This window comes from Burkholderia sp. NLJ2 (assembly GCF_049487195.1).
Taxonomy (GTDB): domain Bacteria; phylum Pseudomonadota; class Gammaproteobacteria; order Burkholderiales; family Burkholderiaceae; genus Burkholderia; species Burkholderia pyrrocinia.
Genome location: NZ_CP137808.1, coordinates 2377928 through 2404198 on the forward strand (window position 1 = coordinate 2377928; position 26271 = coordinate 2404198).

The following is a 26271-nucleotide window of genomic DNA, read 5'->3' on the forward strand; positions in this document are numbered from 1 at the left end:
TCTCTTCTAACGGGAGAACGAAGTGAAGAAAGGGGTTATCGCGCTGCTCGCAGCGGCAAGCATGGTTGGCGTGCTCGGCGGGTGCGTCGCATACGTTCCCGGTGCACCGGTTGTGGTGGCGCCGCAAGGTGGCCCGGGGAACGGCTTCTGCCCACCCGGACAAGCCAAGAAAGGCAACTGTTGATGGCAGGCCCGCACGTCGCGGGCCTTTCTTTTGTCCGTCGCGCCAACGGACCTGGAACGAATCACGAAGCCGCCGCGACGACTGCCATTTCGGAATTCGCTCGCCGCGGTTTCGAGTTCATGGGCATTGCCGACAACAAAATTCGTGAGATCGCCCCGGACAAATGGGACGAGCATGTCAATCACGCGTGGCGCGAGTTCGTCGCATGCTTCCCTACCCAGCCATGAAAAATGCTTCTGCGCTGGCCAAAAGCCGTTTCACGGTTGCGCTTTCGTGGTCAATCCGGTGATCGATTGTGTCGGCTCAGAAGGTGGACGTCGACTCATCGAGTGCTGCCGATCCGCAACCCTCGAGTACCCGACGTGAGCCAGCCAAACGGCCAGGATCAGGCCTGAACACCAGTCGCACTGGTAAACTCGGGCAACCAAAGCAACAACTTGATGCCTGACCTATGACCACGCTGTCGCCCGAGGCCTTTGCCGGCCACACCCCGATGATGCAGCAGTACCTCCGCATCAAGGCCGACCACCCCGACACGCTCGTCTTCTACCGGATGGGCGACTTCTACGAGCTGTTTTTCGAAGATGCGGAAAAGGCCTCGCGCCTGCTCGACCTGACCCTCACGCAGCGCGGCGCCACAGCCGGCACGCCGATCAAGATGGCCGGCGTGCCGCATCACGCGGTCGAGCAGTATCTGGCGAAGCTCGTGAAGATGGGCGAATCGGTCGCGATCTGCGAGCAGATCGGCGATCCGGCCACGTCGAAAGGCCCCGTCGAGCGCAAGGTCGTGCGCGTCGTCACGCCCGGCACGCTGACCGATGCCGCGCTGCTGTCCGACAAGAACGACGTCTACCTGCTCGCGATGTGCACGGGCCACAACAAGCGCGGCGTCGCGGTCAACATCGGCCTCGCGTGGCTCAACCTCGCAAGCGGTGCGCTTCGGCTCGCCGAAATCGAACCCGAGCAGCTCGGCGCCGCGCTCGAGCGCATCCGGCCCGCCGAAATCCTGACGGCGGACGGCGCAACCGACGCCGTACCGGCAGGCACGGGCGCAACCAAGCGCGTGCCGGCGTGGCACTTCGACATCGCATCGGGCACGCAACGCCTGTGCGACCAGCTCGATGTCGCGAGCCTCGACGGTTTCGGCGCGCATTCGTTGACGAGCGCCTGCGGCGCCGCGGGCGCGCTGCTGCTCTACGCAGCGGCCACGCAAGGCCAGCAACTGCGGCACGTGCGCAGCCTGAAGGTCGAGAACGAAACCGAATACATCGGGCTCGATCCGGCCACGCGCCGCAACCTCGAACTGACCGAGACGCTGCGCGGCACCGAGTCGCCGACGCTGTATTCGCTGCTCGACACCTGCTGCACGACGATGGGCAGCCGTCTGCTGCGTCACTGGCTGCATCACCCGCCGCGCGCGTCGATCGCCGCGCAGTCGCGCCAGCAGGCGATCGGCGCGCTACTCGATGCGCCGGCGAATGCAAGCCTCGACGCGCTGCGCAGCGCGTTGCGCCAGATCGCCGACGTCGAACGGATCACCGGGCGTCTCGCGCTGCTGTCCGCGCGTCCGCGCGACCTGTCGAGCCTGCGCGACACGTTCGCCGCGCTGCCGGCCCTGCGCGAACGCATCAGCGCGATCGTCGCGAATGCGGACGCACTCACCCGTGTCGACGCTGCACTCGCGCCGCCCGCCGAATGCCTCGACCTGCTGACGAGCGCGATCGCGCCCGAGCCGGCCGCCATGGTGCGCGACGGCGGCGTGATCGCGCGCGGCTACGATGCCGAGCTCGACGAACTGCGCGACATCTCGGAGAACTGCGGGCAGTTCCTGATCGATCTCGAAGCGCGCGAACGCACGCGCACCGGCATCGCGAACCTGCGCGTCGAATACAACAAGGTGCACGGCTTCTACATCGAGGTCACGCGCGGCCAGACCGACAAGGTGCCCGACGATTACCGCCGCCGCCAGACGCTGAAGAACGCCGAACGCTACATCACGCCCGAACTGAAGACCTTCGAGGATAAGGCGCTGTCCGCGCAGGAACGCGCGCTGGCGCGCGAGCGCGCGCTGTACGACGCGGTGCTGCAGGCGCTGCTGCCGTTCATCCCCGAGTGCCAGCGCGTCGCATCGGCACTCGCCGAGCTCGACCTGCTCGCCGCATTCGCCGAACGCGCCCGCGCGCTCGACTGGGTCGCGCCGACCTTCACCGACGAGATCGGCATCGAAATCGAACAGGGCCGTCACCCGGTCGTCGAAGCGCAGGTCGAGCAGTTCATCGCGAACGACTGCCGGTTCGGCACCGAGCGCAAGCTGCTGCTGATCACCGGTCCGAACATGGGCGGTAAGTCGACGTTCATGCGGCAGACCGCGCTGATCGCGCTGATGGCATACGTCGGCAGCTACGTGCCGGCGAAGTCGGCATGCTTCGGTCCGATCGACCGGATCTTCACGCGCATCGGCGCCGCCGACGATCTCGCGGGCGGCCGCTCGACGTTCATGGTCGAGATGACCGAGGCCGCGGCGATCCTCAACGACGCGACCCCGCAAAGCCTCGTGTTGATGGACGAGATCGGCCGTGGCACGTCGACGTTCGACGGCCTCGCGCTCGCGTGGGCCATCGCGCGCCACCTGCTGGCGCACAACGCCTGCTACACGCTGTTCGCGACGCACTACTTCGAGCTGACGCAACTGCCGGCCGAATTCCCGCAAGCGGCCAACGTCCATCTGTCGGCCGTCGAGCACGGCCACGGCATCGTATTCCTGCACGCGGTCAACGAAGGTCCGGCGAACCAGAGCTACGGCCTGCAGGTCGCGCAGCTCGCGGGCGTCCCGGCGCCCGTGATCCGCGCCGCGCGCAAGCACCTCGCCTATCTCGAACAGCAGTCGGCGGTACAGCACACGCCGCAACTCGACCTGTTCAGCGCGCAGCCGGTCATCGCAGACGATCTCGAATGCGCGGACGCGCCTGCGCTGCCCGACACGCCGCATCCGGCGCTCGAGAAGCTGCGCGACATCGATCCCGACGATCTCAAGCCGCGCGAGGCGCTCGACCTGCTGTACGAGCTGCGCACGCTGGTCCGGTCGCACGATGCCGACGGGCACGCGTAAGCGCATCTCGCGGCGCCTGCCGGCGCGCGCCGCCGCCGCGCTCGGCGCAGCGGTACTCGCGCTCGCGCAGGCCGGCGCGCTGGCGGCGCCGCCGAAGCGTGCCACCGCGCCCTACTCGTTCGCAGTCGTGTCGGGCGTCATCAACGTACCGGCAGACGAACCGGCGACCCAGCGGCTGCTCGATTCGATCGCGCGCGAGCGCAACCTGGCCTTCGTCGTCTATGCGGGCGATCTCAAGAGCTCGAAGGAAGCGTGCCGCGATGCGCTGTATTCGCAGCGCGGCGCGATCCTGGACGCCGCACGCGTGCCGCTCGTATTCATCCCCGGCCATGGCGACTGGGTGTCGTGCAACACGGTGGCCGGCGGCGGCTACGATCCGGTCGAGCGGCTCGACTTCCTGCGGCAGACGCTGCTCGCCGATTCGGCGCTGCCCGACCCCGGCGCACTGCAGATCACGCGGGAAAGCGAAATCGCGCGGTTCCGGCCGTATCGCGAAAACGCACGCTGGATGCGCGACGACATCGTCTACGTCGCACTCAACGCACCGGCGCCGAACAACCACTTCCTGACGGCCGGCGGCCGCAATGGCGAATTCGAGGACCGCGTCATCGCGAACGGTTTCTGGATCGACCACGCGGCCGAATACGCGAAGCGGCGCGAGGCGCGTGCGATGGTGGTGATTTTCGAAGGCGATCCGCAATTCGAACGCTATGAACGCTCGGAACGGTTCGCATGGCTGCGTTTCAACCGGCCGCGCGTGCGTGACGGCTTCCGCGAGTTGAAACGAACGCTGGTGAAGGCGGCGGCGACGTTCCGCGGCCCGATACTGGTGATGCACGCGAGCGGCGAACCGCTTGCTAACGGCTTTCTGATCGATCGTCCGCTACGGGCCGACGATGGTGAACTGGTAGGAAACGTGACGCGCGTCGCGATCGGACCGCGCCATCCGGCGAATCAGTGGGTGAAGGTGAGTGTGTCGCCAGCGCGGCAGACGATCTTCAACGTGAGCCTGCAGGAGGTGCCGAAGAACCTGCCCGTGCCGCCCGCGCTGCCGCTCGTACCGCACGACGATGTCCCGCTGCCGCAGATGCCGGAAATCCCCGCGTTGCCGGCGCTGCCCGACTCGTCGTCGGTCGCGCCGCCGCTGCAGGGTGACGGCGCCGCACCAGGCGGCGCGTCGTGGCCGGCACCGCCCCCTGCATCGGGGCCGGCGCCCGGCCTGCCTGCGAGCTCAGTGCAGGGTGCGCCCTGACGGCGCTTCGCCGTCTTCGTCTTCGTCCTCGTCGACGATCTCGAGCCCTTCCGCGCCATGCGCATGCTCATGCTCGATTTCGTCTTCGGTGGCTTCGCGAACGTCCTTCACCGTGAGTGCGAAACGCAGCGCCATGCCTGCCAGCGGGTGATTGCCGTCGAGCACGACCTTGTCTTCGGCGACGTCGGTGACCGTATAGATCAGCGAATCGACTTCCTCGTCGCCGTCTTCCGGCGTGCCTTCGAACTGCATGCCCACTTCGAGCGGCTCGGGAAAACGATCGCGCGGCTCGATCTTCACGAGTTCGGGATCGTAGTCGCCGAACGCGTCCTGCGGCTCGAGCTGAATCTGTGCCTGGTAGCCCGGCTCCTGACCGTCGAGCTGTTCCTCGATCTTGGGGAACGTGCCATCATAGCCGCCGTGCAGATAGACCATCGGCTCGTCGCTTTCCTCGATCAGATTGCCCTGTGCATCCGACAGCTTGTAAGTGACCGACACGACGGTGTTTTTTGCGATTTTCATCCAATTCTCCCAAATACAAGTCTCATTATACGATGCGCAACCGGTCTCAAGCCGAACCGCGGGATGCCGCTGACGCCCCGCTCGGCGCGCCGCCTTCCGATCTTCCCACACCGCTGCTCGGCGGTCTCACGCCGGCGCAATTCATGCGCGGTTACTGGCAGAAGAAGCCGCTCCTGATCCGCCAGGCAATCCCCGGCGTTGCGTCGCCGGTCACGCGCGATGCGCTGTTCGAGCTGGCATCCGACTATGACGCGGAATCGCGACTGATCACCCATTTTCGTAACAAGTGGCAACTGTCGCACGGTCCGTTCGAGCCCGACTCGCTGCCTGCCGTCACGCGCAAGTCCTGGACCCTGCTCGTGCAGGGGCTCGACCTGCACGTCGATGCGGCGCGCGCGCTGCTCGACCGCTTCCGCTTCATCCCCGACGCGCGGCTGGACGACCTGATGATCTCGTATGCGACCGACGGCGGCGGCGTCGGCCCGCATTTCGATTCGTATGACGTATTCCTGCTGCAGGTCGAAGGCCGGCGCCGCTGGCGCGTCGGTGCACAGAAGGACCTGTCGCTGCAGCCGAACGTGCCGCTGAAGATCCTCGAGAACTTCGAGCCGAGCGACGAATGGGTGCTGGAGCCCGGCGACATGCTGTACCTGCCGCCCCACATCGCGCACGACGGCGTCGCCGAAGGCGAATGCATGACCTGCTCGATCGGCTTCCGGGCCCCGTCCTCGGGCGAACTGGGCGCCCAGTTCCTGTACTATCTCGCGGAGCGCGGCGGCCTGCGCGACGGCGGCGGCGACGACCTCTACCGCGATCCGAAGCAGCCGGCCGTCGACACGCCCGCGCAATTGCCTCCGGCGATGGTCGAGCGCGTCGCCGAGATCGTCGACGCCATCCGCTGGCGCAAGCGCGACGTCGCCGAATTCCTCGGTTGCTACCTGAGCGAGCCCAAGCCGAACGTCGTATTCGACCCGCCGGCGCGTCCGCTGTCCGAGGCCGCGTTCGTCGCGCACGCCTCGCGCCGTGGCGTGAGTCTCGACAGAAGGGCCGCATTGATGTATAACGCGCGCTCGTACTTCATTAATGGCGAGGAAGGACCGCTCGAGCAGGCCGGCGAATGGCTGCCCGAACTGGCCAATCAACGTCAGATGGAGGCGAAACGGTTTGTAACACTATCCCGGGCTCCCTCGATGACAGCCTTGTTGCACGAGTGGTATTGTGCGGGCTGGATACGGGTCGGAGGCCGGGATTAGTGTGAGTCGCCCCGTATGCCCGTACGGATCAAATTCTGTATGGGAAAGACAACGTATTGACCCCGCATTTGTCGACGGTCGATAGGAAAGTGCATATAATTTCCGCCCAAGCCGTAGGGAAGATTCACGCTCTAGAAGTGCATCTCCACCAGCGGCCCAGGTCGGTGTTGGAGCACATTACCGGTATTGTTTCGCGCTGTTGCTTACCTTTAACCATAAAAGGACGTGATCATGAAGAAATCCCTCCTCGTAGCTTCCCTGTTGGCTGCTGTTGCACTGGCTGCTTGCAACAAGAGCGCTGATCAAGCTGCTTCGTCGGCTGCAAGCGACGCGGCTGCTGCTGCTTCGACGGCTGCTTCGGCAGTTGCTGGTGCAGCGAGCGACGCTTCGGCCGCTGCTTCGTCGGCAACGGCTGCTGCGAGCGACGCTGCTGCTGCAGTGGCGTCGGCTGCTTCGGCAGCGACGGCTGCTCCGGCTTCGGGCGCAAGCCAGTAAGCCTCAGCGTCAGCTGAAAAAAAACCGGCCCGAGGGCCGGTTTTTTTACGTCTGCGTTTTCCGGATCGATCACCCGGCAACCGCACCGGGCCGCCACCGCGGCCCCGCCCTGCTCAGCCGAGCATCAGCCAGTCGAACCCCGCGTCCTGCGTGGCCACGACCACGTCCTCTCCGCTCGTCCCCAGCACGCCGGCAAACGCCTGACGGGCCAGTTCCGGCAGGTTGTTCTGCTGGCTCAGGTGCGCCGCGACCAGGTGCTGGAGGCGGCTGCGTTCGAGCGACGCGAGGATGTCGGCCGCCGCGTCGTTGCTCAGGTGACCGTGGTTGCCGCCGATCCGCGCCTTCAGCGACTGCGGATAGCGGCTCGCGGCCAGCATCGCGGTGTCGTGGTTGGATTCGAGCACCAGCGCATCACAGCCGCTCAGGACGGCCGTGATGTGCGGCGTGGCCATGCCGACGTCCGTCAGCACGCCGAGCCGGCTGCCCCCGTCCATAAAGACGAACTGGAGCGGCTCGCGCGCATCGTGAGGGACCGTATAGGGCATGACGGCCAGATCGCGTATCGCGGCCGTCTCATCGCCCCACAGCACGTGGAGATCGACATCGGCCTCGTCCGCGCCTACCGCGCGCGCGGTGCCCCAACTCATGTAGAGCGGCAGCGACGCGCGCCGGGCGAGCGTCAGCGCACTGCCGACGTGGTCGCTGTGTTCATGGGTGATGAGGATCGCATCGAGATCATCGATGCCGAGATTCAGTCGGCCGAGCCGGCGCTCGACCTCCTTGGCAGAAAAGCCGCAGTCGAGCAGCACGCGGGTGGTCGTCGTGCCGCTCGAGGCCTCGACGACCAGCGCGTTGCCTTCGCTGCCGCTTCCGAGGCTGGCGAATCGCACGCGCTCAGTTCAACTGCGCGTGCAGCAGCGAAATGATCCGCTGCGCGTCCGACGAATTGTCGACCTGGCCGTTTGCGCCGACCACCGCGACCTGCGTGCCGCCGTTGCCTTGCGCACGCACGTTGACCAGGAACTCCTTGCCCGGCTTCGCCGCTGCCGGACCGCCGTAGAACAGCTTGCCGAACAGGCCGTCGCGCTTGAGCTCTTCCATCGAATTCGCAAATCGCACGGTGTACATGCCCTTCTCGCGGTCGCGATTGTCGACCGTGAAGTTGGTACGGTCGAGCGCAAGGCCCACGCGCAGCCACGCACGGTCGAACGACTCGGCCAGTTGCAGCGTCGCGGCGCCATTGCTCGTGTCGCTCACCTGCGCGGGTGCCGTCGCGGGATGCGCATCGGTCAGCAGTTGCTTCGCCTGCGCGTCGGTCAGGCCGAACTTCTGCATCAGCTTCGACAGGAACACGGCTTCGAGCACCGGGTTGCGCGGACGCTCTTCCCAGCGCGACGACGTGCCGCCCTGCGGGCCGACCATCATTTCTTCCATCGCGCTATGCGTGATCGAGATGTCGGTGTTGCCGTCCGACGTGCGGTTCACGAGCGTACGGAAACGGTCGCGCGTGCCGGACGAATACGCGAAATCGATGACCTTGCCGATCGTGCGGCGGAACCAGTCGTCGGGAATGTTCGCGCGGTTCTCGGCCCAGTCGGTGGCCATGATGCCCGTCGACGGCGCGTCGGTCTTCAGCGAGAAACCGTTCTCCTGCCAAAACTCCTTCAGGATCGGCCACAACTGCTCGGGCGTCCGGCCATCGACGACGAGCCAGCGGCGATCGCCGTCGCGCTCGATGTGCATGCCGAGCGGATCCTGCGCGCTCGGGATGCCGTCGGTTGCGTTGCCGGCCTGCGTCGTAGCCCGCGGCGGCAGCGTGCCGAGCCCGGCGTTGGTCGGCGGCGCGACGAACTGCTGGGTCGTCGGCACCGGCTTCAGGTCGCTCGGCACCGCGAGCGGCGGCGCCGAACCGGTGTTCTTGTAGTTGACCCGGTCGGGGGCCAGGTAGTCGTTCAGCGTATCGCAGCCGGCGAGCGCGCCCAGCGCCAGCGCCACCACCGACATCTGGATGGCGCGAGAGGAAATGGCGAAACGTTTCATGAAATCCTTCGTCTTGCTTGAACGCTCGTCAGGAGCGGCGCCGGACGGAGCCGGCCGGTGCGGGTTGATCAGGGGTCGAGCCGGCGGCCGCAGGGCGCGGCCGCCTCGGCATCAGGCGAGGACGCCGGCCTCGACGAGGGCCGAACGCACGGCATCGTGGCAGCGCTCGTCGAGCGCCGTGAGCGGCAGCCGGATGCCGCCCTGCATCTTGCCCATCGCCTGCAGCGCCCATTTCACCGGAATCGGGTTCGCCTCGATGAACAGGTTCTTGTGCAGCGACAGCAGCTTCATGTGCAGCTCGCGGGCCGTCTGCACGTCGCCGGCCAGCGCCGCGCGGCACAGCTCGCTCATCGCGCGCGGCGCAACGTTCGCCGTCACCGAGATGTTGCCGTGGCCGCCGAGCAGCATCAGCGCGATCGCCGTCGGATCGTCGCCGCTGTAGATCGCGAAATGCTTCGGCGCGGCCTTGATCAGGTGCGCGGCGCGATCGATGTTGCCCGTCGCTTCCTTCACGCCGATGATGCCCGGCACCTGCGCGAGACGCAGCATCGTCTCGTTCGCCATGTCCGCGACCGTGCGGCCCGGCACGTTGTACAGGATCACCGGCAGGTCGACCGCTTCGGCGATCGCCTTGAAGTGACGGTACATGCCTTCCTGCGTCGGCTTGTTGTAGTACGGCACGACCTGCAGCGTCGCGTCCGCGCCGACAGCCTTGGCGTGCTTCGTCAGCTCGATCGCTTCTGCGGTCGAGTTGCCGCCCGCGCCCGCGATGATCGGAATGCGTTTCGCCGCATGCTCGACCGCGGTGCGGATCATCAGGATGTGCTCTTCGACGTTGAGCGTTGCCGACTCGCCGCTCGTACCGACCACGACGAGCGCATCGGTGCCTTCCGCGATGTGCCAGTCGATCAGTTTGCGAAACGCCGGCAGGTCGAGACTGCCGTCTTCGAGCATCGGGGTGACGATCGCGGGGATGCTGCCGCGGATTTGAATGCCGTCTTGGGTGCCGTTAGCCATGAAACGCGATTGATTGTGTACCGGTAAACGTTGAGATTGTAGCGGATTAGCCGGGCAGTTCGTAACGTGGAATTCCCGCCCCCGCCTTCGGGGTCGCGCCCTCGCGCACTGCGCAGAGACGCTGGACGAACGCCTCGCGCGGCGCGGCGACGAAACCGTCCTCGTACGCGACCACCCGCAGGCGGCCGTGCACGGCGTCCAGCAGCTCGCCCGGGGCGAGCAGGAACGCGGGGTTGGACGGTTTGCCGACCGTTTCGTTTCCTTGCGCGAAAGTTTCGTAGATGAGCACGCCGCCCGGGGCCACCGCATCGAGCAGATGGGGCCAGAGCGGACGATGCAGATAATGGGTGACGATCACGGCCGAAAACCGCTCGCCTACCGGCAGTGGCCACGGTGCGCCTTCGAGATCGACGTCGCGGGCATCGACGCCCGCAATCGTGCGCAACGCGGCCAGCGCGGCCGGGTCGCGGTCGAGCGCGACGACCGGATGCCCATGCGACGCGAACCAGCGCGCATGGCGGCCGCCGCCCGCGGCGACGTCAAGCACCGCGCCGCCGGCCGGAACGAGCCGCGACCATTGCGCGACCCAGCGCGACGGCTCGGCCTGTGCGACGTGGCCGCCCGCGGCGGCGATGACGGATTCGCTCATGCAGTCGGATCAGTTGTACGACAGGCCCATCGCGTCGCGCACGTCGCGCATCGTTTCCGTCGCGTACTTGCGCGCCTTGTCGCAACCGTCCGCGACGATCGCGCGCAGCAGCGACGGATCGTCCATGTACTTCTGCGCGCGCTCGAGCATCGGCTGCTGTTCGCGCAGGATGCCTTCGACGACCGGCTGCTTGCAGTCGAGGCAGCCGATGCCCGCCGAGCGGCAACCCTTCTGCACCCACTCGTGCGTCGCTTCGTCCGTATAGACCTGGTGCAGTTGCCACACCGGGCACTTGTCCGGGTCGCCCGGATCGGTGCGGCGCACGCGCGCCGGATCGGTCGGCATCGTGCGGACTTTCTTCGTGATCGTCTCGGCGTCTTCACGCAGGCCGATCGTGTTGCCGTACGACTTGGACATCTTCTGCCCATCGAGGCCCGGCATCCGGGACGCTTCGGTCAGCAGCGCCTGCGGCTCGACGAGGATGATCTTGCGCGCGCCTTCGAGATAGCCGAACAGGCGCTCGCGGTCGCTCATCGACAGGCTCTGCGATTCCTGCAGCATCGCACGCGCCTGTTCGAGCGCCTCGTCGTCGCCTTCCTGCTGGTACGCGTTGCGCAGTTCGTGATAGAGCTTCGCGCGCTTGCCGCCGAGTTTCTTCGCGGCGTCGAGCGCCTTCTCCTCGAAACCGGGCTCACGGCCGTACAGGTAGTTGAAGCGGCGCGCGATCTCGCGCGTCATCTCGACGTGCGGCACCTGATCCTCGCCAACCGGCACGAGCGAGCCGCGATACAGCAGGATGTCGGCCGCCATCAGCACCGGGTAGCCGAGGAAGCCGTAGGTCGACAGGTCCTTGTCCTTCAGCTTCTCCATCTGCTCCTTGTAGGTCGGCACGCGTTCGAGCCAGCCGAGCGGCGTGCTCATGCCGAGCAGCAGCGCGAGTTCCGCGTGCTCAGGCACCTTGCTCTGGATGAACAGCGTCGCCTGCGCCGGGTCGATGCCGGACGCGAGCCAGTCGATCAGCACGTCCCACACGTTCTTCTCGATGACCTCGGGAGTCTCGTAGTGCGTCGTCAGCGCATGCCAGTCGACGACGCAGAAGAAGCACGGGTACTCGGACTGCAGTTTCACCCAGTTTTTCAGCACGCCGTGGTAATGACCGAGGTGCAGCGACCCGGTGGGTCGCATGCCGGAGAAAATACGTTCTGGGAACATGATTGTCGTTAGAGAAGCGAGGCGAATGGAGACAGGATGGCGCTCAGCACGGCGTAGCCGACGTTGACGAGCGGGCGCAGCCAGAAGTTCGTCAGCACGCCCGTCGCGACCAGCGCGAGGACGATGATGAAACCGTACGGCTCGATGCGCGACAGCGCGATCGATTGCTTCGGCGGCAGCAGCGCCGCCAGGATGCGGCCGCCGTCGAGCGGCGGCAGCGGAAACAGGTTCAGCACGCCGAGCACGAGGTTCGCGCTGACGCCGGCAAACGCCATCCGCGTGAAGAACGGCTCGTCGATGCCGACCGCGGGCAGCACGAGGGTCAGCAGCCCCCAGATCAGCGCCTGCACGAAGTTGCAGGCCGGGCCCGCGAGCGCTACCCACAGGCTGCCCCAGCGCGGATCGCGCAGGTTGCCGAACGAAACCGGCACCGGCTTCGCATAGCCGAACAGGAACGCGCCGCCCGTCAGGAAATACATCGCGAGCGGGATCGCGATCGTGCCGATCGGATCGATGTGGCGCATCGGATTGAACGACACGCGCCCCATCACGTAGGCGGTGTTGTCGCCGAGCAGGCGGGCGGCGTAGCCGTGCGCGGCCTCGTGCAACGTGATCGCGAAGATCACGGGCAGCGCGTAGACGGCGATGGTCTGTATCAGGGAAGCATCCATATCGCGTTATTGTAACAAGCGCACTCGCGCAAAAATGGGAACGGCGCGCGCTTACGCGGCCGAGAGTCCGAACGGTTCGAGCGCGCCGCGCCCCGCGCGCACGAGTTCCGGCTCGTTGCCGGTCAGGTCGATCACCGTCGACGGCTCGCGCGGGCACGCGCCGCCGTCGATCACGAGGTCGACCTGTTTCTCGAGCCGCGCCCGGATGTCGTCCGGATCGTTGAGCGGTTCGTCATCCGGCGGCAGGATCAGCGTCGTGCCGAGCAGCGGCTGGCCGAGCGATTCCAGCAGCGCGAGCGTGATCGCGTGATCGGGCACGCGCAGCCCGATCGTCTTGCGCGACGGGTGCGACAGCCGGCGCGGCACTTCCTTCGTCGCCTGCAGGATGAATACGTACGGGCCCGGCGTCACCGACTTGATCTGCCGGTACTGGCGGTTGTCGACCATCGCGAAGTTGGCGAGCTCCGACAGGTCGCGCACGAGCAGCGACAGGTGCTGCTTCTCGTCGAGGCCGCGAATCCGGCGCACGCGCTCGACTGCATCCTTGTCGTCGAGATGGCACGCGAGCGCATAGCTCGAATCGGTCGGCATCGCGATCACGCCGCCCTTGCTGACGATCTCCACGGCCTGCTTGATCAGGCGCGGCTGCGGATTATCCGGATGAATCCTGAAGAACTGGGACATGGAAGCAGGTAAATAGGGAGGAGTCGGATGCGCGCGACAGCGGCAACTCGTGCGGCGGGCGACCGCCCGGTGTCAGAGCCAGCGCTCCCAGACCGGTGTCAGGTCGGACGGCAGCGGCGGCAAGCCGCCGAGCTCGACGCGGCCCTCGCCCGGCGCATGGAAATCCGAGCCGCGCGACACTTCGAAGCCGAAGCGGCGGGCAACATCCGCGTATTCGCGGTATTGGTCGGGCGTGTGGCTGCCCGTGACGACCTCGATCGCGCGGCCGCCCAGATCGATGAACTCGCCGAAGAACGCGTCGAATTCGACAGGCGTATAGCGGTAACGGCCCGGATGCGCGACCACGGCTTCGCCGCCCGCCGCGCGGATCCACCCGACCGCGTCGGACAGCGTCGCCCACCGATGCGGGACGAACCCGGGCTTGCCGTCGCCGAGCAGGCGGTCGAACACGTCGGACGTCGATTCGGCGTGGCCGTTTTCGACGAGAAAGCGCGCGAAGTGCGTGCGCGAGATCAGGTCGGGATTCGATACGAACTTCAGCGCGCCTTCGTACGCGCCGGGAATGCCGAGCGTCTCGAGTTGCGCGCCGATCGCCCGCGCGCGCGCCGCGCGGCCGTGGCGCGTGCGGTACAGGCCATCGACGAGCGCCGGGTTCGCGGGATCGATGTTCAGGCCGACGATGTGCACGGTGCGCGATGCCCACGTGACCGAAATCTCGACGCCGCTCAGGTAACGCATGCCGAGCGCTTCCGCCTCGCTGCGCGCCGCCGCCTGGCCGCCGATCTCGTCGTGGTCGGTCAGCGCCCACAGGGTCACGCCGCCGGCATGGGCACGGCGCGCGACATCGGCAGGCGACAGCAACCCGTCGGAAACATTCGAATGGCAGTGGAGATCAGCGTTCATTGTCGGTATGGCAGGTAAGGCTTCATTCTACTGCAACGCGGCAATTGCGCCGCCCGCCTGCCCCGCCGCCGCCGTCGCGCGCCTATGCGCAGAACGCCTCGATCAGCGCCGCGATCTGCTCGGGTTGGTCGTGATGAACCATGTGGCCGGCATCCTCGACGAGCTTCTCGCGCCAGTCGGGGAATGCGTTGAAACGCGCCTTGAATTCCCGCAGCGGGATGTCGCCGGCGATGTACGCGAGCGTCGGCGAATTGACGGCCTCGACGTGCAGCACCTTCGCGCGCACCTGCTTCCAGGTGGCCATCACCTCGTCGAGCCGGTACAGCAGCGGACCCGGCATCTTGTGCGCGGGGTCCGCGAGCAGGTGGTAGAGGCCGTCGTCGCCGCGCTTCGACCAGTGCGCGGCGAGGAATGCGGCGCGCTGCGGGTCGAGCCGCGGATTGGTCTTGGTCAGGCGCGCCGCCACCTCGTCGAGGGACGCGTAAGGCCGCAGCGCGGGCGGCTCGCGCAGCTCGTCCAGCCAGCCGCGCAGCCGGCGCGGCGCCTGCTCGGCCCGCGCGGGCGCGAGCCCGAAACCCTCGAGGTCGACCACGCGCCGCACGCGTTCCGGCCGCGCGCCCGCGTAAAGGCACACGACGTTCGCGCCCATGCTGTGCCCGACCAGGTTGACTTCGCCGGTCGGCGCATAGTGGTCGACGAGCGCATCGAGGTCGCCCAGGTATTCGTGGAACCAGTAGTGGCCGCCGCCCTGCCGCGCGACCGGCCAGTCGGACAGCCCGAAGCCGCGCGCATCGGGCGCGATCACCTGCCAGTCGCCCGCGAGCGCGTCGACGACGAACTGGAACGACGCCGCGACGTCCATCCAGCCGTGCAGCATGAACAACGTCGGCGCGTCGGGCCGGCCCCAGCGCCGCACATGCAGCTTCACGCCGCGCACCGTGACGAAATCGGAAACAGAACTCGAGGCACTCATTGCAGCCGCCAAAAAAAGAATGATCGTTCGATTATAGCGGCGACGCCTCCGTTCCGGCGGTCGGCAGTCGAGGCCCCTCTCTAGCGGTGCGGCGGCCCGAGGGTCCGACGAAACGGCCAGGAAGCGCCATCAGCCGGGCGCGCGGGCCGCCTGGCGGCCGGCCAACACGCAGCAGGACGCGATCCGGCTAACGCGCCGCGTTTCCGTCCGCTGCGTCCTGCGCGGCCAGTTCGTCGAGTTCGGCCTGCTCGAATCCGGCATCGCGACGCGCATCGAAGTTGAACGGGCCGCGCAACCGCGGCGCATGATATTGCTCGGCAAGCTGGCGGTAGGCCGACACCGGATCGCGGCCGGTTTCGTCGCACAGATGCCGGAACCAGTGGTTGCCGATCGCGACATGGCCGACCTCGTCGCGCAGGATCACGTCGAGGATCGCGGCCGACGCATCGTCGCCCGCCTGCACGAGCCTCGCACGGATCGGCGGCGAAGCATCGAGCCCGCGGGCCTCGAGCGTGCGCGGCACGAGCGCCATGCGCGCAAGCACATCGCCCTTGGTCCGCTCGCACATCTCCCACAGCCCGTTGTGCGCGGGAAAATCGCCGTATGCATGCCCGAATGCCGCCAGCCGGTCGGACAGCAGCGTGAAGTGATAGGCCTCCTCGGCCGCGACCTTCAGCCAGTCCGCATAAAACGCATTCGGCAGGCCCACGAAACGCCACACCGCGTCGAGCGCCAGATTGATCGCATTGAATTCGATATGGGCGAGCGCGTGCAGCAGCACCGCGCGCCCTTCGGGCGAACGCATGCTGCGTCGCTCGAGCTGGCGCGGCTCGACGAGCGCCGGACGCGCCGGGCGCCCGGGTAGATCGCCCGGTTCGTGCAGTTCGAGCGACGGCGCGATCGCGGCCTGCCCGGCCAGCAGCGCGTCGTACAGCGAACGCACCTGCGCGGCCTTGGCCGCAGGTTCGGATGCACGCAGCGCGTCGAGTGCAACACGGCGCACGCAGGCCGGCACATGACCGAAAGAAGAAGACTCCATGCTCATAAACGGGGACACCCTGCGTGCGCATCGCGGGAGCGCATGCACGCGACGGTTTACAATATGCGATTGTTCCGCGGCGCAACGCGCCGGGCAAACCAGACGCGCCATTCTACCGGCGCCCATCACCGAAGAGACAAGGAGACTCCGTGACGATCTACAAGCTGGGCGATACGGCCCCGACGATCCACGAAAGCGTATTCGTCGCCGATACGGCGGCCATCATCGGCAAGGTCGTGCTCGAGGAAAACGCGAGCGTCTGGTTCGGCGCGACGATTCGCGGCGACAACGAGACGATTGCGGTCGGCGCCGGCAGCAACGTCCAGGAAGGCGCGGTACTGCACACGGACCCCGGCTTTCCGCTGACGATTGCCGAAAACGTGACGATCGGGCACCAGGCGATGCTGCACGGCTGCACGATCGGCGAAGGTTCGCTGATCGGTATTCAGGCGGTGGTCTTGAATGGAGCGGTCATCGGCCGCAACTGTCTGGTTGGTGCCGGCGCGGTCGTGACGGAAGGCAAGACGTTCCCGGACAACTCGCTGATTCTCGGCGCACCGGCGAAAGTCGTGCGCGAGTTGTCGGCGGAAGACATCGCGCGGCTGCGCGCAAACGCGAAGACCTATGTCGAGCGGCGCGCGCATTTCAAGGAGCAACTCGTGCGGATCGGGTGATTCGCGCGATTTCAAGGAAGAAGAGTGAGCGACCAGTTACAGAAATTCATGTTCAATGCGGCGCCCGTGCGCGGCGAGATCGTTTCGCTGCGCAATACGTGGCAGGAAGTGCTCTCCCGCCGCGACTACCCTGCCCCCGTGCGCACGGTGCTCGGCGAAATGATGGCCGCGTGCGCGCTGCTGTCCGCGAACCTGAAATTTCACGGCACCCTGATCATGCAGATCTTCGGCGACGGGCCGGTCCAGATGCTGGTCGTCCAGTGCGGTTCGGATCTGTCGATGCGGGCCACCGCGAAGTTCTCCGGCGACGCGGCACAAACGATCGGCGACGACACGAGTTTCGCGTCGCTCGTCAACGCGAGCGGTCACGGCCGCTGCGTGATCACGCTCGACCCGGCCGACAAGCTGCCGGGCCAGCAGCCGTACCAAGGCATCGTGCCGCTGAACGGCGTCGACGGCCCGCTCGAATCAGTGTCGCAGGTGCTCGAGCAGTACATGCATCACTCGGAGCAGCTCGACACGCGGCTGTGGCTCGCGGCCGATCGCGACCGTGCGGTCGGCATGCTGTTGCAGAAGCTGCCTGGCGACGGCGGCATCGTGCCGCGCAATGCCGAAACCGATATCGATACGTGGGAGCGTGTCTGCGCGCTCGGCGGCACGTTGTCCGCGAAGGAATTGCTCGAGGTCGAACCGGAAGTCGTGTTCCGCCGGCTGTTCTGGCAGGAGAACGTGCAGCACTTCGAGCCGGCCGGCACGCGCTTCCAGTGCTCATGCTCGCGCGAGAAGGTCGGTGCGATGCTGCGCATGCTCGGCCGCGACGAAGTCGACAGCGTGATCGTCGAGCGCGGCCACGTCGAGATCCACTGCGAGTTCTGCAACCAGCGCTACGAATTCGATCCCGTCGACGTCGCGCAGTTGTTCGCGGCACCCGGCGTCGAGACCGGCATCGCGCCCGCGACCGACCAGCGTCACTGAGTGGCGCGCCCGATGCCCGCCGTCCGGGCACGGGCGCATAATGACGCAAGAGCGTCGCACGCACGGCTCAGGCGCCGGAGGCTCTGCCTTCGGCGCAAGCCGCTTCCCGTCGTCGGCGCGCTGCAGGAGAACCACATGAATCGCCCGTTTCGCATCATCGTCCTGACGAGCGTCGCCGCCGGCACGCTCGCGCTCGCCGGCTGCGCGGTGCCGCCGCCGTCCTCCACGATCCTGAGCCGCCTGCCCGAACCGGGCGCGTCGGGTGGCCAGCCGCCCGTGCTGTCGAGCGCCGAACGCAAGCGCTACGACGAGATCGACCAGCAGGTTCTGCGCGAACAGAACAGTGCGATGGCGGCCGAAGCGGCCGCGCGCGCGTGGGCCTATTACTCGCCGCCGCCCGTGACGGTTTACGGCGGGTATTACGGCGGATGGGGGAATCGCTGGGGAACGGGTATCAGCTACGGCTACCCGGGCTGGTGGTGGTGAGCAGTCGCCCGGCCGATTGAATACTGTCAGGAAATAAAAAAGCGCGGCATTTCCCGCGCTTTTTTAATGGGTTCGAACTGCCGCACTCAGTGATGCGCGACCTTGCCCTTGTCGCCGCCATGATGCCGCGACGGCTTCGCCATCGACTGCGGATTCGGCACGACACGCACCGGCGCCGCGGACACGGCACCGCGCGTCGACGTGTTCGAAGGCGTGTTGTTCAGCGGCACCGCCGGTGCATTCGGCGACACGAACTGCACGAATACTTCGCCGTCCTTCACCATGCCCATCTCGTAGCGCGCGCGCTCCTCGATGGCCGCGGTACCGCTCTGCAGATCCTGCACTTCGCCCGCGGTCCGCTCGTTGCGCAGCTTCTCGTCCGCATTCTTCTGGAGCTGGTCGCCGAGCTGCTGACGCAATTCATGCACCCGCAGCCAGCCGCCGTGTCCCCACCATAGGGGGTACTGAATGAGCGCCAGCAAGGCAATCAGGACGACAGTGACAAGCCGCATGTAAGAGACGCAGATATAAGAAGCGCCGCTCCGCGCACATGCACAGAGCGGCGTCGATATGACGAACCCGATATTAGCGCGTTAGCGCAGGTTATAGAAAGCCGATTTACCCGGGTAGCTGGCGATGTCGCCGAGATCTTCCTCGATGCGCAGCAGCTGGTTGTACTTCGAGATGCGGTCGCTGCGCGACAGCGAACCCGTCTTGATCTGACCGGCGTTCAGGCCGACCGCGATGTCCGCGATCGTCGAATCTTCCGTTTCGCCCGAGCGGTGCGAGATCACGGCCGTGTAGCCCGCGCGCTTCGCCATTTCGATCGCCGCGAACGTTTCGGTCAGCGTACCAATCTGGTTGATCTTGATGAGGATCGAGTTCGCGATGCCCTTCTCGATGCCTTCCTTCAGGATGCGCGTGTTCGTGACGAACAGGTCGTCGCCGACGAGCTGCACCTTCTTGCCGAGGCGGTCGGTCAGCAGCTTCCAGCCTTCCCAGTCGCTTTCGTGCATGCCGTCCTCGATCGACACGATCGGGAACTTGTCGGCGAGCGTCGCGAGGTAGTCGGTGAATTCGGCCGACGAGAGTTGCAGGCCTTCGCCCGCGAGCTGGTACTTGCCGTCGTGGTAGAACTCGGATGCCGCGCAGTCGAGCGCGAGCAGTACGTCCTCGCCCGCACGGTAGCCAGCCTTCTCGATTGCCTGCAGGATCGTCGACAGGCACTCGTCGTTGCTGCCGAAGTTCGGCGCGAAGCCACCTTCGTCGCCGACTGCCGTGCTCATGCCGCGGTCGCTCAGGATCTTCTTCAGTGCGTGGAACACTTCCGCGCCGCAACGCAGGGCTTCACGGAACGTCGGCTGGCTGACCGGGACGATCATGAATTCCTGGATGTCGAGGCTGTTGTTCGCGTGCGCGCCGCCGTTGACGATGTTCATCATCGGCACCGGCAGTTGCATCGCGCCCGAACCGCCGAAATAGCGGTACAGCGGCAGGCCTGCCTCTTCGGCGGCAGCCTTCGCGACGGCCATCGACACGGCCAGCATCGCGTTCGCGCCGAGGCGCGACTTGTTGTCGGTGCCGTCCAGCTCGAGCAGCGTCTTGTCGAGGAACGCCTGTTCCGACGCGTCGAGGCCCATGATGGCTTCGGAGATTTCGGTGTTGATGTGCTCGACTGCCTTCAGCACGCCCTTGCCGTTGTAGCGGCCGGCTTCGCCGTCGCGCAGTTCGATCGCTTCACGCGAGCCCGTGGACGCGCCCGACGGCACCGCCGCGCGGCCCATCGTGCCCGATTCGAGCAGCACGTCGCATTCGACGGTGGGGTTGCCGCGCGAATCCAGAATCTCGCGGCCGATGATATCTACGATTGCACTCATGGGTTTCCTCTGAGAATGACGATGGATTCTTCAAACTGCGACGGCGTGCGTGCCGGAACCGCTTCTGCTACTGACGCGCGAAGCCGTCGCAAGGTTCATTCGATCTTTAATTGAAATCGTTTTCCAGGAACGGATTGCGCTTCACCGCCTGGTCGAGCGTGACGAGTGTCTCCAGCAGCGCGCCCATCCGGTTCAGCGGCACCGCGTTCGGGCCGTCCGACTTCGCCTCGGCCGGATTCGGGTGCGTTTCCATGAAGAGGCCCGCGACGCCCGTCGCGACCGCCGCACGCGCGAGCACCGGCACGAATTCGCGCTGGCCGCCCGAGCTCGTGCCCTGCCCGCCCGGCAATTGCACCGAGTGGGTCGCATCGAATACGACGGGCGCGTTCGTCTCGCGCATGATCGCGAGCGAACGCATGTCGGACACGAGATTGTTGTAGCCGAACGAGACACCGCGCTCGCACGCCATGAAACGGTCTTCCGACAGCCCCGCTTCACGGGCCGCGTCGCGCGCCTTGTCGATCACGTTCTTCATGTCGTGCGGCGCGAGGAACTGGCCCTTCTTGATGTTGACGGGCTTGCCCGAGCGCGCGCATGCCTGGATGAAATCGGTCTGGCGGCACAGGAACGCGGGCGTCTGCAGCACGTCGACGACCGACGCGACCTGCTCGATCTCGTCGATCGAATGCACGTCGGTCAGCACCGGCAGGCCGAGCTGGCGCTTCACCTCGCCGAGAATCCGCAGGCCCTCGTCCATTCCGAGGCCGCGAAACGACTTGCCCGAACTGCGATTTGCCTTGTCGTAGGACGACTTGTAGATGAACGGAACGTTCAGCTTCTCGCAGATCTCCTTCAGGCGGCCCGCCGTGTCGATCGTCATTTGCTCCGATTCGACGACGCAGGTACCCGCGATCAGGAAAAAAGGCTTGTCGAGACCGACCTCGAAATCGCACAGCTTCATGCTTTCACTCCGCGCGCTTGCTTGTTGGCGAGCGCGGCTTCGACGAACGACTTGAACAGGGGATGACCGTCACGCGGCGTGGACGTGAATTCCGGGTGGAACTGCACGCCGACGAACCACGGGTGCATCGAGCGCGGCAGCTCCATCATTTCCGGCAGATCCTCGCTCGGGGTACGCGCGCTGATGATAAGGCCGCCGCTTTCGAGCTGGGGCACGAAGCGGTTATTGACTTCATAACGGTGGCGATGACGCTCGTTCACGTCCTTGCCATAGATTTCTTCCGCCATCGTGCCGGGCTTGATCGGGCAGCGCTGCGAGCCGAGGCGCATCGTGCCGCCGAGATCGGATTCCTCGGTGCGCGTCTCGACCTTGCCGTCGCGGTCGAACCACTCGGTGATCAGCGCGACCACGCGTTCCGGCGTGTCCGGATCGAATTCCGTGCTGTTCGCCTGCTTCAGGCCGACGACGTCGCGCGCGAACTCGATCACCGCGAGCTGCATGCCGAGGCAGATGCCGAGATACGGCACCTTCGACTCGCGCGCATGGCGGATCGCCGCGATCTTGCCTTCGGTGCCGCGACGGCCGAAACCGCCCGGGACCAGCACCGCGTCGAGGTGCTTCAGGCTGTCGACGCCGTTCGTCTCGATCTCTTCCGAGTCGATGTACTCGATGTTGACCTTCGTCGACGTGTGCAGCGACGCGTGACGCAGCGCCTCGATCAGCGACTTGTACGATTCGGTCAGGTCGACGTACTTGCCGACCATGCCGATCGTCACTTCGTGCTTCGGGTTCTCCAGCTTCTCGACGAGCTCCGACCACATGCTCAGGTCGGCATCGTGCGGCGACAGCTTCAGCTCGTCGCAGATGATCTTGTCGAGGCCCTGGTCGTGCAGCATCTGCGGAATCTTGTAGATGCTGTCGGCGTCCCACACCGAGATCACGGCGTCTTCCGGCACGTTCGAGAACATCGAGATCTTCTTCGATTCGTCGTCGGGGATGCGGCGATCCGCGCGGCACAGCAGCACGTGCGGCAGGATGCCGATCTCGCGCAGCTTCTGCACGCTGTGCTGGGTCGGCTTCGTCTTCAGCTCGCCGGCCGTCGCGACGTACGGCACGAGCGTCAGGTGCACGAAGCACGCGCTGTTGCGGCCGAGGCGCAGGCTCATCTGGCGCGCGGCTTCAAGGAACGGCAGCGACTCGATGTCGCCGACCGTGCCGCCGATCTCGACGATCGCGACATCCGGCTCGCCGCAGGTGGCCGATGCGGCCCCGCGCTCGATGAACGCCTGGATCTCGTTCGTGATGTGCGGAATGACCTGCACGGTCTTGCCCAGATAGTCGCCGCGGCGTTCCTTGCGGATCACCGATTCGTAGATCTGGCCGGTCGTGAAGTTGTTGGCCTTGCGCATCTTCGTGCTGATGAAGCGCTCATAGTGGCCGAGGTCGAGGTCCGTCTCCGCTCCGTCTTCCGTCACGAACACTTCGCCGTGCTGGAACGGGCTCATCGTGCCGGGGTCGACGTTGATGTACGGATCGAGTTTGAGGAGGGTGACTTTCAGACCGCGCGATTCGAGGATCGCGGCGAGGGAAGCGGCGGCAATGCCCTTGCCAAGGGAAGAAACTACGCCGCCGGTGACGAAAACATATTTGGTCATCGCTGGATGCTCGCGGGAAAAACGGATTATACCGTAAAGCCCGCCCTTTTCTCAGCAATTGCCGGGATGACACGTGATGATCGCGCCCCTTCGGGCGGACCCGCGCCGGCCCTGCACGCCGTGCGCGCCGGGGGCGAACCGGCCGCCCGGCGCGACCGCGCGCCGCCGCGCATGCCGGGGCGCCGGACGGCAGCGTCAGGCGCGCTTCACGAGCGGGGCGCCGCCCTGCGACACACCGCCCTCCTCCGCCTTCAGCGAATTCAGCATCCGCTGCAATGCGCGGGCGGTCTCGAGCGGCCGCTCCATCGGGAACAGGTGGCTGCCCTCGAGCCACTCGACGCGGCCGCGCGTCGCACGGCGCGTCGCATCGAGCCCGACCTGCCGCACCTCGCGCGAACGCGTGCCGGCGAGAAACCCGAGCGGCACCGGCGCGCCGTGCGCGAGCCGCGGGCCGAGCGTATGCGGCAGCGTCCGGTAGATCAGGTATTCGACCTGCCGGTCGAACGCGAGCGCGCGCTCGCCGTCGGCACCGGCCTGCGGAATGCCGTAGTCGATGTAGTCGGCCAGCATCCGTTCGTCCCAGCGCGCGAACGCGGGTTTCTCGCGGAAGTGCCGCCAGACTTCGTCGCGGCTCACCCAGTGCGTGCGCCGGTTGCGCGTCGCGGCGGCCGGCGACAGCCGCTCGTCGAGCCCCGCCCACTGGCTCGCGCGCAACGCGCCGGCACGCCAGCCCGCGATGATCGGCGAATCGATCATCACGACGCCGCGCACCCATTGCGGCTTCCTCAGCGCGGCCATCAGCGACAGGTAGCCGCCGAGCGAATGGCCGACGAGCCACACGGGACGCTCGTAGCGGCTGCCGATGTCGTCGAGCAGCTGCTCGACGAGATGCGGCCAGTCGCGCGTCACCGGATAGCGGCGGTCGTGGCCGATCCGTTCGATGTAGCGCAGCTCGTAGTCGTCGGCCAGTTCGGCGAAGATCGTCCGGTACGTCGACGCCGGGAAGCCGTTTGCATGCGAGAAGTGGAGGATGTCCTTCAAACGCCGATGTCTCCTTGCTCTATCGGGCCAGTGCTCCGGCACTTTGCGCTGGCCACATGCATTCTTTATAAACCTGCCCTCGCCCCGATCAACGGTCCATCCAGTACCGTCGCTGTACGTCGCGGTAACGCTCGAATGCAAACCCGCCGTCGGCCGGCGCGACGTCGAACCGCACGGCGCCGTCGCGATCGGTGCGCGGCAGCGGAATCCCGCGCGCCTCATAGCGCGCGAGGACGGTCCGGTGCGGATGTCCGAAGCGATTGCGATAGCCTACAGGAAATACCGCGACGCGCGGCCCGACCGAATCGAGGAAAGGCTCGACCGACGACGTGCGGCTGCCGTGGTGCGGAACGACCAGGATCTGCGCAGCCAGTGCGTCGCGCGCGGCGTCCACGAGCTGGCGTTCGACGCGTGCTTCGATGTCGCCCGTCAGCAGCGCGGACGTGCCGCCCGCGTCGATGCGCAGCACGCACGATTGCCCGTTCGACGAGCCCGTGCCCGGGCCGCCCGACGGCCAGAGCATCGTGAAAACGACGCCGTCCCAGGTCCAGCGCTGCCCGGCCGCGCACGGCAGCCGGTCGGCCACGCCGGCGGCCGTCGCGTCGCGCCACAGCCGGCTCTTCGCCGGAATGCCGGCCAGCAGCTGACGCACGTCGGCTGCCGCATAGACGGCCGGCGCGCCGCCCGTGTGATCGGCGTCCGCGTGACTGAGCACGAGCGAATCGATTACCGCGATGCCGCGCGCCCGCAGCGCCGGCGCGACGATCCGCGCCCCGGCGTGGGTCGACTCCGCGCCCGGCCCCGCATCGAACAGCAAGGTTCGGCGCGCGGTTTCCACCAGCACCGACGCGCCCTGCCCGACGTCGAGCACGGTCAGCCGGAAGCCGCCTGGCGGCGGTGCATCGGCTGCCGGCGCAACGAGCGGCAGCCACGTGAGCGGCGCCGCCCAGCGCAACGGCCAGCCGCGGGGCATCAGCGCCCACGCGACGCCCACGCACGCAAGCGCCAGCACCGGCCAGTCGGGCATGCGCAGCCAGAACACGCCAGCCGGCCAGTCGGCGAGATACCCGAGCAGCGTCATCATCGGTTCGAGCGCCGCATGCGCAAGCCGGAACGCATACGCATCGAGCGGCGCGGGCAACGCGATGCCGGCCAGCACGATCGGCGTCACGACCGTGCTCACCCAGGGAATCGCGAACGCATTGCCGAACGGGCCCGACAGCGAAATCTGCGCGAACCACGCCGCCGTCAGCGGCGCAAGACCGATCGTCACCGCGTACTGCACGCGCGTGGCCTCGGCGATGCGGCGCGCGACGCGCATGCCCCACGCGCGCAACCGGCTCGGCGGGTTGGGCGTATCGTCCTGCTCTACGTCCGCTGTGCCGACTTCACGCGCCGCTCGCCAGCCCGCGACAGTCAGCAGGATGACGGCGACCGCCCCGAACGACAGCCAGAACCCGGCCGACAGCACGGCCCACGGATCGGCGAGCAGCACACCGCCGAGCGCCGCGCACAGCACCGCCGACGTCGGCACGCTGCGCCCGGCCAGATACGCGATGCCGCCGGCCGCGATCATCCACCACGCGCGCTGCGCCGGCACGTTGAAGCCGGCGAGCGTCGCATAGCCGGCCGCAGCGGCCAGCGCGGCAAGCGATGCCGCGTACGGCGCCGGCAACACGAGCGTCGCGGCCCGCACACGCCAGCGCAACCGGCGCCAGACCATCGACACGAGCCCGCCCGCAAGCGCGCCGACGAGGCCGACGTGCAGGCCGGAGATCGCGACCAGATGGCTCGTACCGGTGTTGCGCAGCGCGCGCCAGTCGTCGTCGCCGATGCCGGACTGGTCGCCGATCGCGAGCGCGGCGACGATGCCGCGATGGCTGGCGTCGACCCCGAGCGTCTCGCCGATGCGTGCCCGCAGCGCATCGCGCAGCCGATCGATCGATGCACGCCAACCCGATGCGCGCGCATCGAGCAATACCGACCGCCGCGGCGCGCTGACATAACCGTTCGCGCGAATACCGGCGGCGAGCCACGCCGCCTCGCTGTCGCGCACGCCGGCATTGGCCTCGGCGTGCGGGCGCTTCAGGCGCACGACGAAGCGCCAGCGCTGCGCGGCACGCAGGTCGGGAAGCGGGTCGCGGGTCGCGGGCGCGCCATACGCGCGCCACGACAGACGGATCAATGGCGGAAAACGGGCCAGCCCCGCCTCGTTCGACTCGACCGCGAGCAGCAGCCGCGCGCCCGTCTCGTCGACGACGGGCAGCCCCCGGATCACGCCGGTGACGACGATATCGCGCCCCTCCCACTCGACGGGCAAGCTGTCGCGCAGCCGCCATTCGGCCCGCGCCGCCGCATAGCCGAACCCCGCCACGCAGGCCGCGAGCGCGCACAGCATCCATCCGAGCGCGACGGTCGCGCGCGTGCGCCGGCGGCGCATGCACCACGCACCCGGCACCGCACAGCCCGCGAGCACGACCGCACCGATCGTCCATGCGATCGCACCCGGCAACGCCGTCTGCCGCTGCAGCACGACGACGCCGAGCGCGAACGCGATCCACCACACGCGCATCCCGCCTCCTCGTCGACCTGGCGCCGC

26 protein-coding genes are annotated in these 26271 nt (G+C 67.1%); 8 read left to right on the forward strand and 18 right to left on the reverse strand.

Annotated elements, in window-relative coordinates; translation table 11 throughout:
• The first annotated feature begins 183 nt into the window (after positions 1-183).
• The 3 genes from R9B84_RS10940 (at position 184) to R9B84_RS10950 (ending at position 4545) form a co-directional block, all read left to right on the forward strand.
• On the forward strand, positions 184-411 hold the full coding sequence (locus tag R9B84_RS10940) for a hypothetical protein (protein WP_423757972.1): 228 nt from the start codon (positions 184-186) through the stop codon (positions 409-411).
• 224 nt (positions 412-635) lie between these two features.
• Positions 636-3293: a DNA mismatch repair protein MutS gene (gene mutS, locus R9B84_RS10945; protein WP_423757973.1), complete on the forward strand. Its 2658-nt coding sequence runs from the start codon at positions 636-638 to the stop codon at positions 3291-3293.
• Complete coding sequence (locus tag R9B84_RS10950; protein WP_423757974.1) at positions 3274-4545, forward strand: hypothetical protein; 1272 nt, start codon at positions 3274-3276, stop codon at positions 4543-4545. The genes mutS and R9B84_RS10950 overlap by 20 nt, the downstream gene beginning before the upstream one ends.
• On the opposite strand, the gene R9B84_RS10955 is transcribed toward R9B84_RS10950, so the two are convergent.
• A complete protein-coding gene (locus R9B84_RS10955; RefSeq protein WP_047898466.1) occupies positions 4525-5067 on the reverse strand; it encodes an FKBP-type peptidyl-prolyl cis-trans isomerase in 543 nt (180 codons plus the stop codon). The genes R9B84_RS10950 and R9B84_RS10955 overlap by 21 nt on opposite strands.
• 32 nt (positions 5068-5099) lie before the next feature.
• Here R9B84_RS10955 and R9B84_RS10960 point away from each other — a divergent pair, with 32 nt between their 5' ends.
• Positions 5100-6320, forward strand: a complete 1221-nt coding sequence (locus R9B84_RS10960; RefSeq protein WP_423757975.1) for a JmjC domain-containing protein — start codon at positions 5100-5102, stop codon at positions 6318-6320.
• 56 nt (positions 6321-6376) lie between these two features.
• On the forward strand, positions 6377-6622 hold the full coding sequence (locus tag R9B84_RS10965) for a hypothetical protein (RefSeq protein WP_075122947.1): 246 nt from the start codon (positions 6377-6379) through the stop codon (positions 6620-6622).
• Here R9B84_RS10965 and R9B84_RS10970 read toward each other — a convergent pair.
• From R9B84_RS10970 to R9B84_RS11020, 11 genes are all read right to left on the reverse strand, one after another.
• Positions 6550-6888 carry a hypothetical protein gene (locus R9B84_RS10970; protein ID WP_423760015.1) on the reverse strand — a complete coding sequence of 113 codons (339 nt, stop codon included), beginning with the start codon at positions 6886-6888 and terminating at the stop codon, positions 6550-6552. The genes R9B84_RS10965 and R9B84_RS10970 overlap by 73 nt on opposite strands.
• Positions 6889-6928: 40 nt before the next feature.
• Complete coding sequence (locus tag R9B84_RS10975) at positions 6929-7705, reverse strand: MBL fold metallo-hydrolase (RefSeq protein WP_423757976.1); 777 nt, start codon at positions 7703-7705, stop codon at positions 6929-6931.
• A 4-nt stretch (positions 7706-7709) separates the two neighbouring features.
• Entirely contained in the window at positions 7710-8855 is a 1146-nt protein-coding gene (gene bamC / locus R9B84_RS10980) for an outer membrane protein assembly factor BamC (protein WP_423757977.1), read from the reverse strand.
• A gap of 111 nt (positions 8856-8966) precedes the next feature.
• Entirely contained in the window at positions 8967-9872 is a 906-nt protein-coding gene (gene dapA / locus R9B84_RS10985) for a 4-hydroxy-tetrahydrodipicolinate synthase (RefSeq protein WP_174380465.1), read from the reverse strand.
• Between the two features lie 46 nt (positions 9873-9918).
• Positions 9919-10521: a class I SAM-dependent methyltransferase gene (locus R9B84_RS10990; RefSeq protein WP_423757978.1), complete on the reverse strand. Its 603-nt coding sequence runs from the start codon at positions 10519-10521 to the stop codon at positions 9919-9921.
• A 9-nt stretch (positions 10522-10530) separates the two neighbouring features.
• On the reverse strand, positions 10531-11733 hold the full coding sequence (locus R9B84_RS10995) for a tryptophan--tRNA ligase (RefSeq protein ID WP_048248731.1): 1203 nt from the start codon (positions 11731-11733) through the stop codon (positions 10531-10533).
• A gap of 8 nt (positions 11734-11741) precedes the next feature.
• Positions 11742-12404: a site-2 protease family protein gene (locus R9B84_RS11000; RefSeq protein WP_047898473.1), complete on the reverse strand. Its 663-nt coding sequence runs from the start codon at positions 12402-12404 to the stop codon at positions 11742-11744.
• A 51-nt stretch (positions 12405-12455) separates the two neighbouring features.
• On the reverse strand, positions 12456-13088 hold the full coding sequence (locus R9B84_RS11005; RefSeq protein WP_047898474.1) for an L-threonylcarbamoyladenylate synthase: 633 nt from the start codon (positions 13086-13088) through the stop codon (positions 12456-12458).
• A gap of 72 nt (positions 13089-13160) precedes the next feature.
• Positions 13161-13991, reverse strand: coding sequence for a 3',5'-nucleoside bisphosphate phosphatase (locus R9B84_RS11010; protein WP_423757979.1), 831 nt, complete (start codon positions 13989-13991; stop codon positions 13161-13163).
• Between the two features lie 82 nt (positions 13992-14073).
• A complete protein-coding gene (locus tag R9B84_RS11015) occupies positions 14074-14964 on the reverse strand; it encodes an alpha/beta fold hydrolase (protein ID WP_423757980.1) in 891 nt (296 codons plus the stop codon).
• A gap of 187 nt (positions 14965-15151) precedes the next feature.
• Entirely contained in the window at positions 15152-16009 is an 858-nt protein-coding gene (locus tag R9B84_RS11020) for a ferritin-like domain-containing protein (protein WP_423757981.1), read from the reverse strand.
• A 143-nt stretch (positions 16010-16152) separates the two neighbouring features.
• Here R9B84_RS11020 and R9B84_RS11025 point away from each other — a divergent pair, with 143 nt between their 5' ends.
• The 3 genes from R9B84_RS11025 to R9B84_RS11035 all read left to right on the forward strand — a co-directional run bounded on the left by R9B84_RS11025 (position 16153) and on the right by R9B84_RS11035 (position 18138).
• Positions 16153-16677: a gamma carbonic anhydrase family protein gene (locus R9B84_RS11025; protein WP_034183575.1), complete on the forward strand. Its 525-nt coding sequence runs from the start codon at positions 16153-16155 to the stop codon at positions 16675-16677.
• Positions 16678-16701: 24 nt separating this feature from the next.
• Positions 16702-17652 (forward strand): Hsp33 family molecular chaperone HslO, encoded by a 951-nt coding sequence (hslO, locus tag R9B84_RS11030; RefSeq protein ID WP_423757982.1) that lies wholly within the window; start codon positions 16702-16704, stop codon positions 17650-17652.
• Positions 17653-17787: 135 nt separating this feature from the next.
• Positions 17788-18138 (forward strand): hypothetical protein, encoded by a 351-nt coding sequence (locus R9B84_RS11035; protein WP_423757983.1) that lies wholly within the window; start codon positions 17788-17790, stop codon positions 18136-18138.
• Between the two features lie 86 nt (positions 18139-18224).
• Here R9B84_RS11035 and ftsB read toward each other — a convergent pair whose 3' ends face one another.
• From ftsB to R9B84_RS11065, 6 genes are all read right to left on the reverse strand, one after another.
• A complete protein-coding gene (gene ftsB, locus R9B84_RS11040; RefSeq protein ID WP_423757984.1) occupies positions 18225-18650 on the reverse strand; it encodes a cell division protein FtsB in 426 nt (141 codons plus the stop codon).
• Between the two features lie 81 nt (positions 18651-18731).
• Positions 18732-20015, reverse strand: a complete 1284-nt coding sequence (gene eno / locus R9B84_RS11045) for a phosphopyruvate hydratase (RefSeq protein WP_011352544.1) — start codon at positions 20013-20015, stop codon at positions 18732-18734.
• 106 nt (positions 20016-20121) lie between these two features.
• Positions 20122-20976 carry a 3-deoxy-8-phosphooctulonate synthase gene (kdsA, locus tag R9B84_RS11050; protein WP_423757985.1) on the reverse strand — a complete coding sequence of 285 codons (855 nt, stop codon included), beginning with the start codon at positions 20974-20976 and terminating at the stop codon, positions 20122-20124.
• The gene (locus R9B84_RS11055) at positions 20973-22631 is read right to left on the reverse strand and encodes a CTP synthase (protein ID WP_423757986.1); all 1659 of its coding nucleotides are present in this window, start codon (positions 22629-22631) and stop codon (positions 20973-20975) included. Before R9B84_RS11055 ends, kdsA begins: the two co-directional genes overlap by 4 nt.
• Positions 22632-22826: 195 nt before the next feature.
• Complete coding sequence (locus tag R9B84_RS11060) at positions 22827-23672, reverse strand: alpha/beta fold hydrolase (protein ID WP_423757987.1); 846 nt, start codon at positions 23670-23672, stop codon at positions 22827-22829.
• A gap of 88 nt (positions 23673-23760) precedes the next feature.
• Complete coding sequence (locus R9B84_RS11065) at positions 23761-26244, reverse strand: DNA internalization-related competence protein ComEC/Rec2 (RefSeq protein WP_423757988.1); 2484 nt, start codon at positions 26242-26244, stop codon at positions 23761-23763.
• Between the last annotated feature and the right edge of the window lie 27 nt (positions 26245-26271).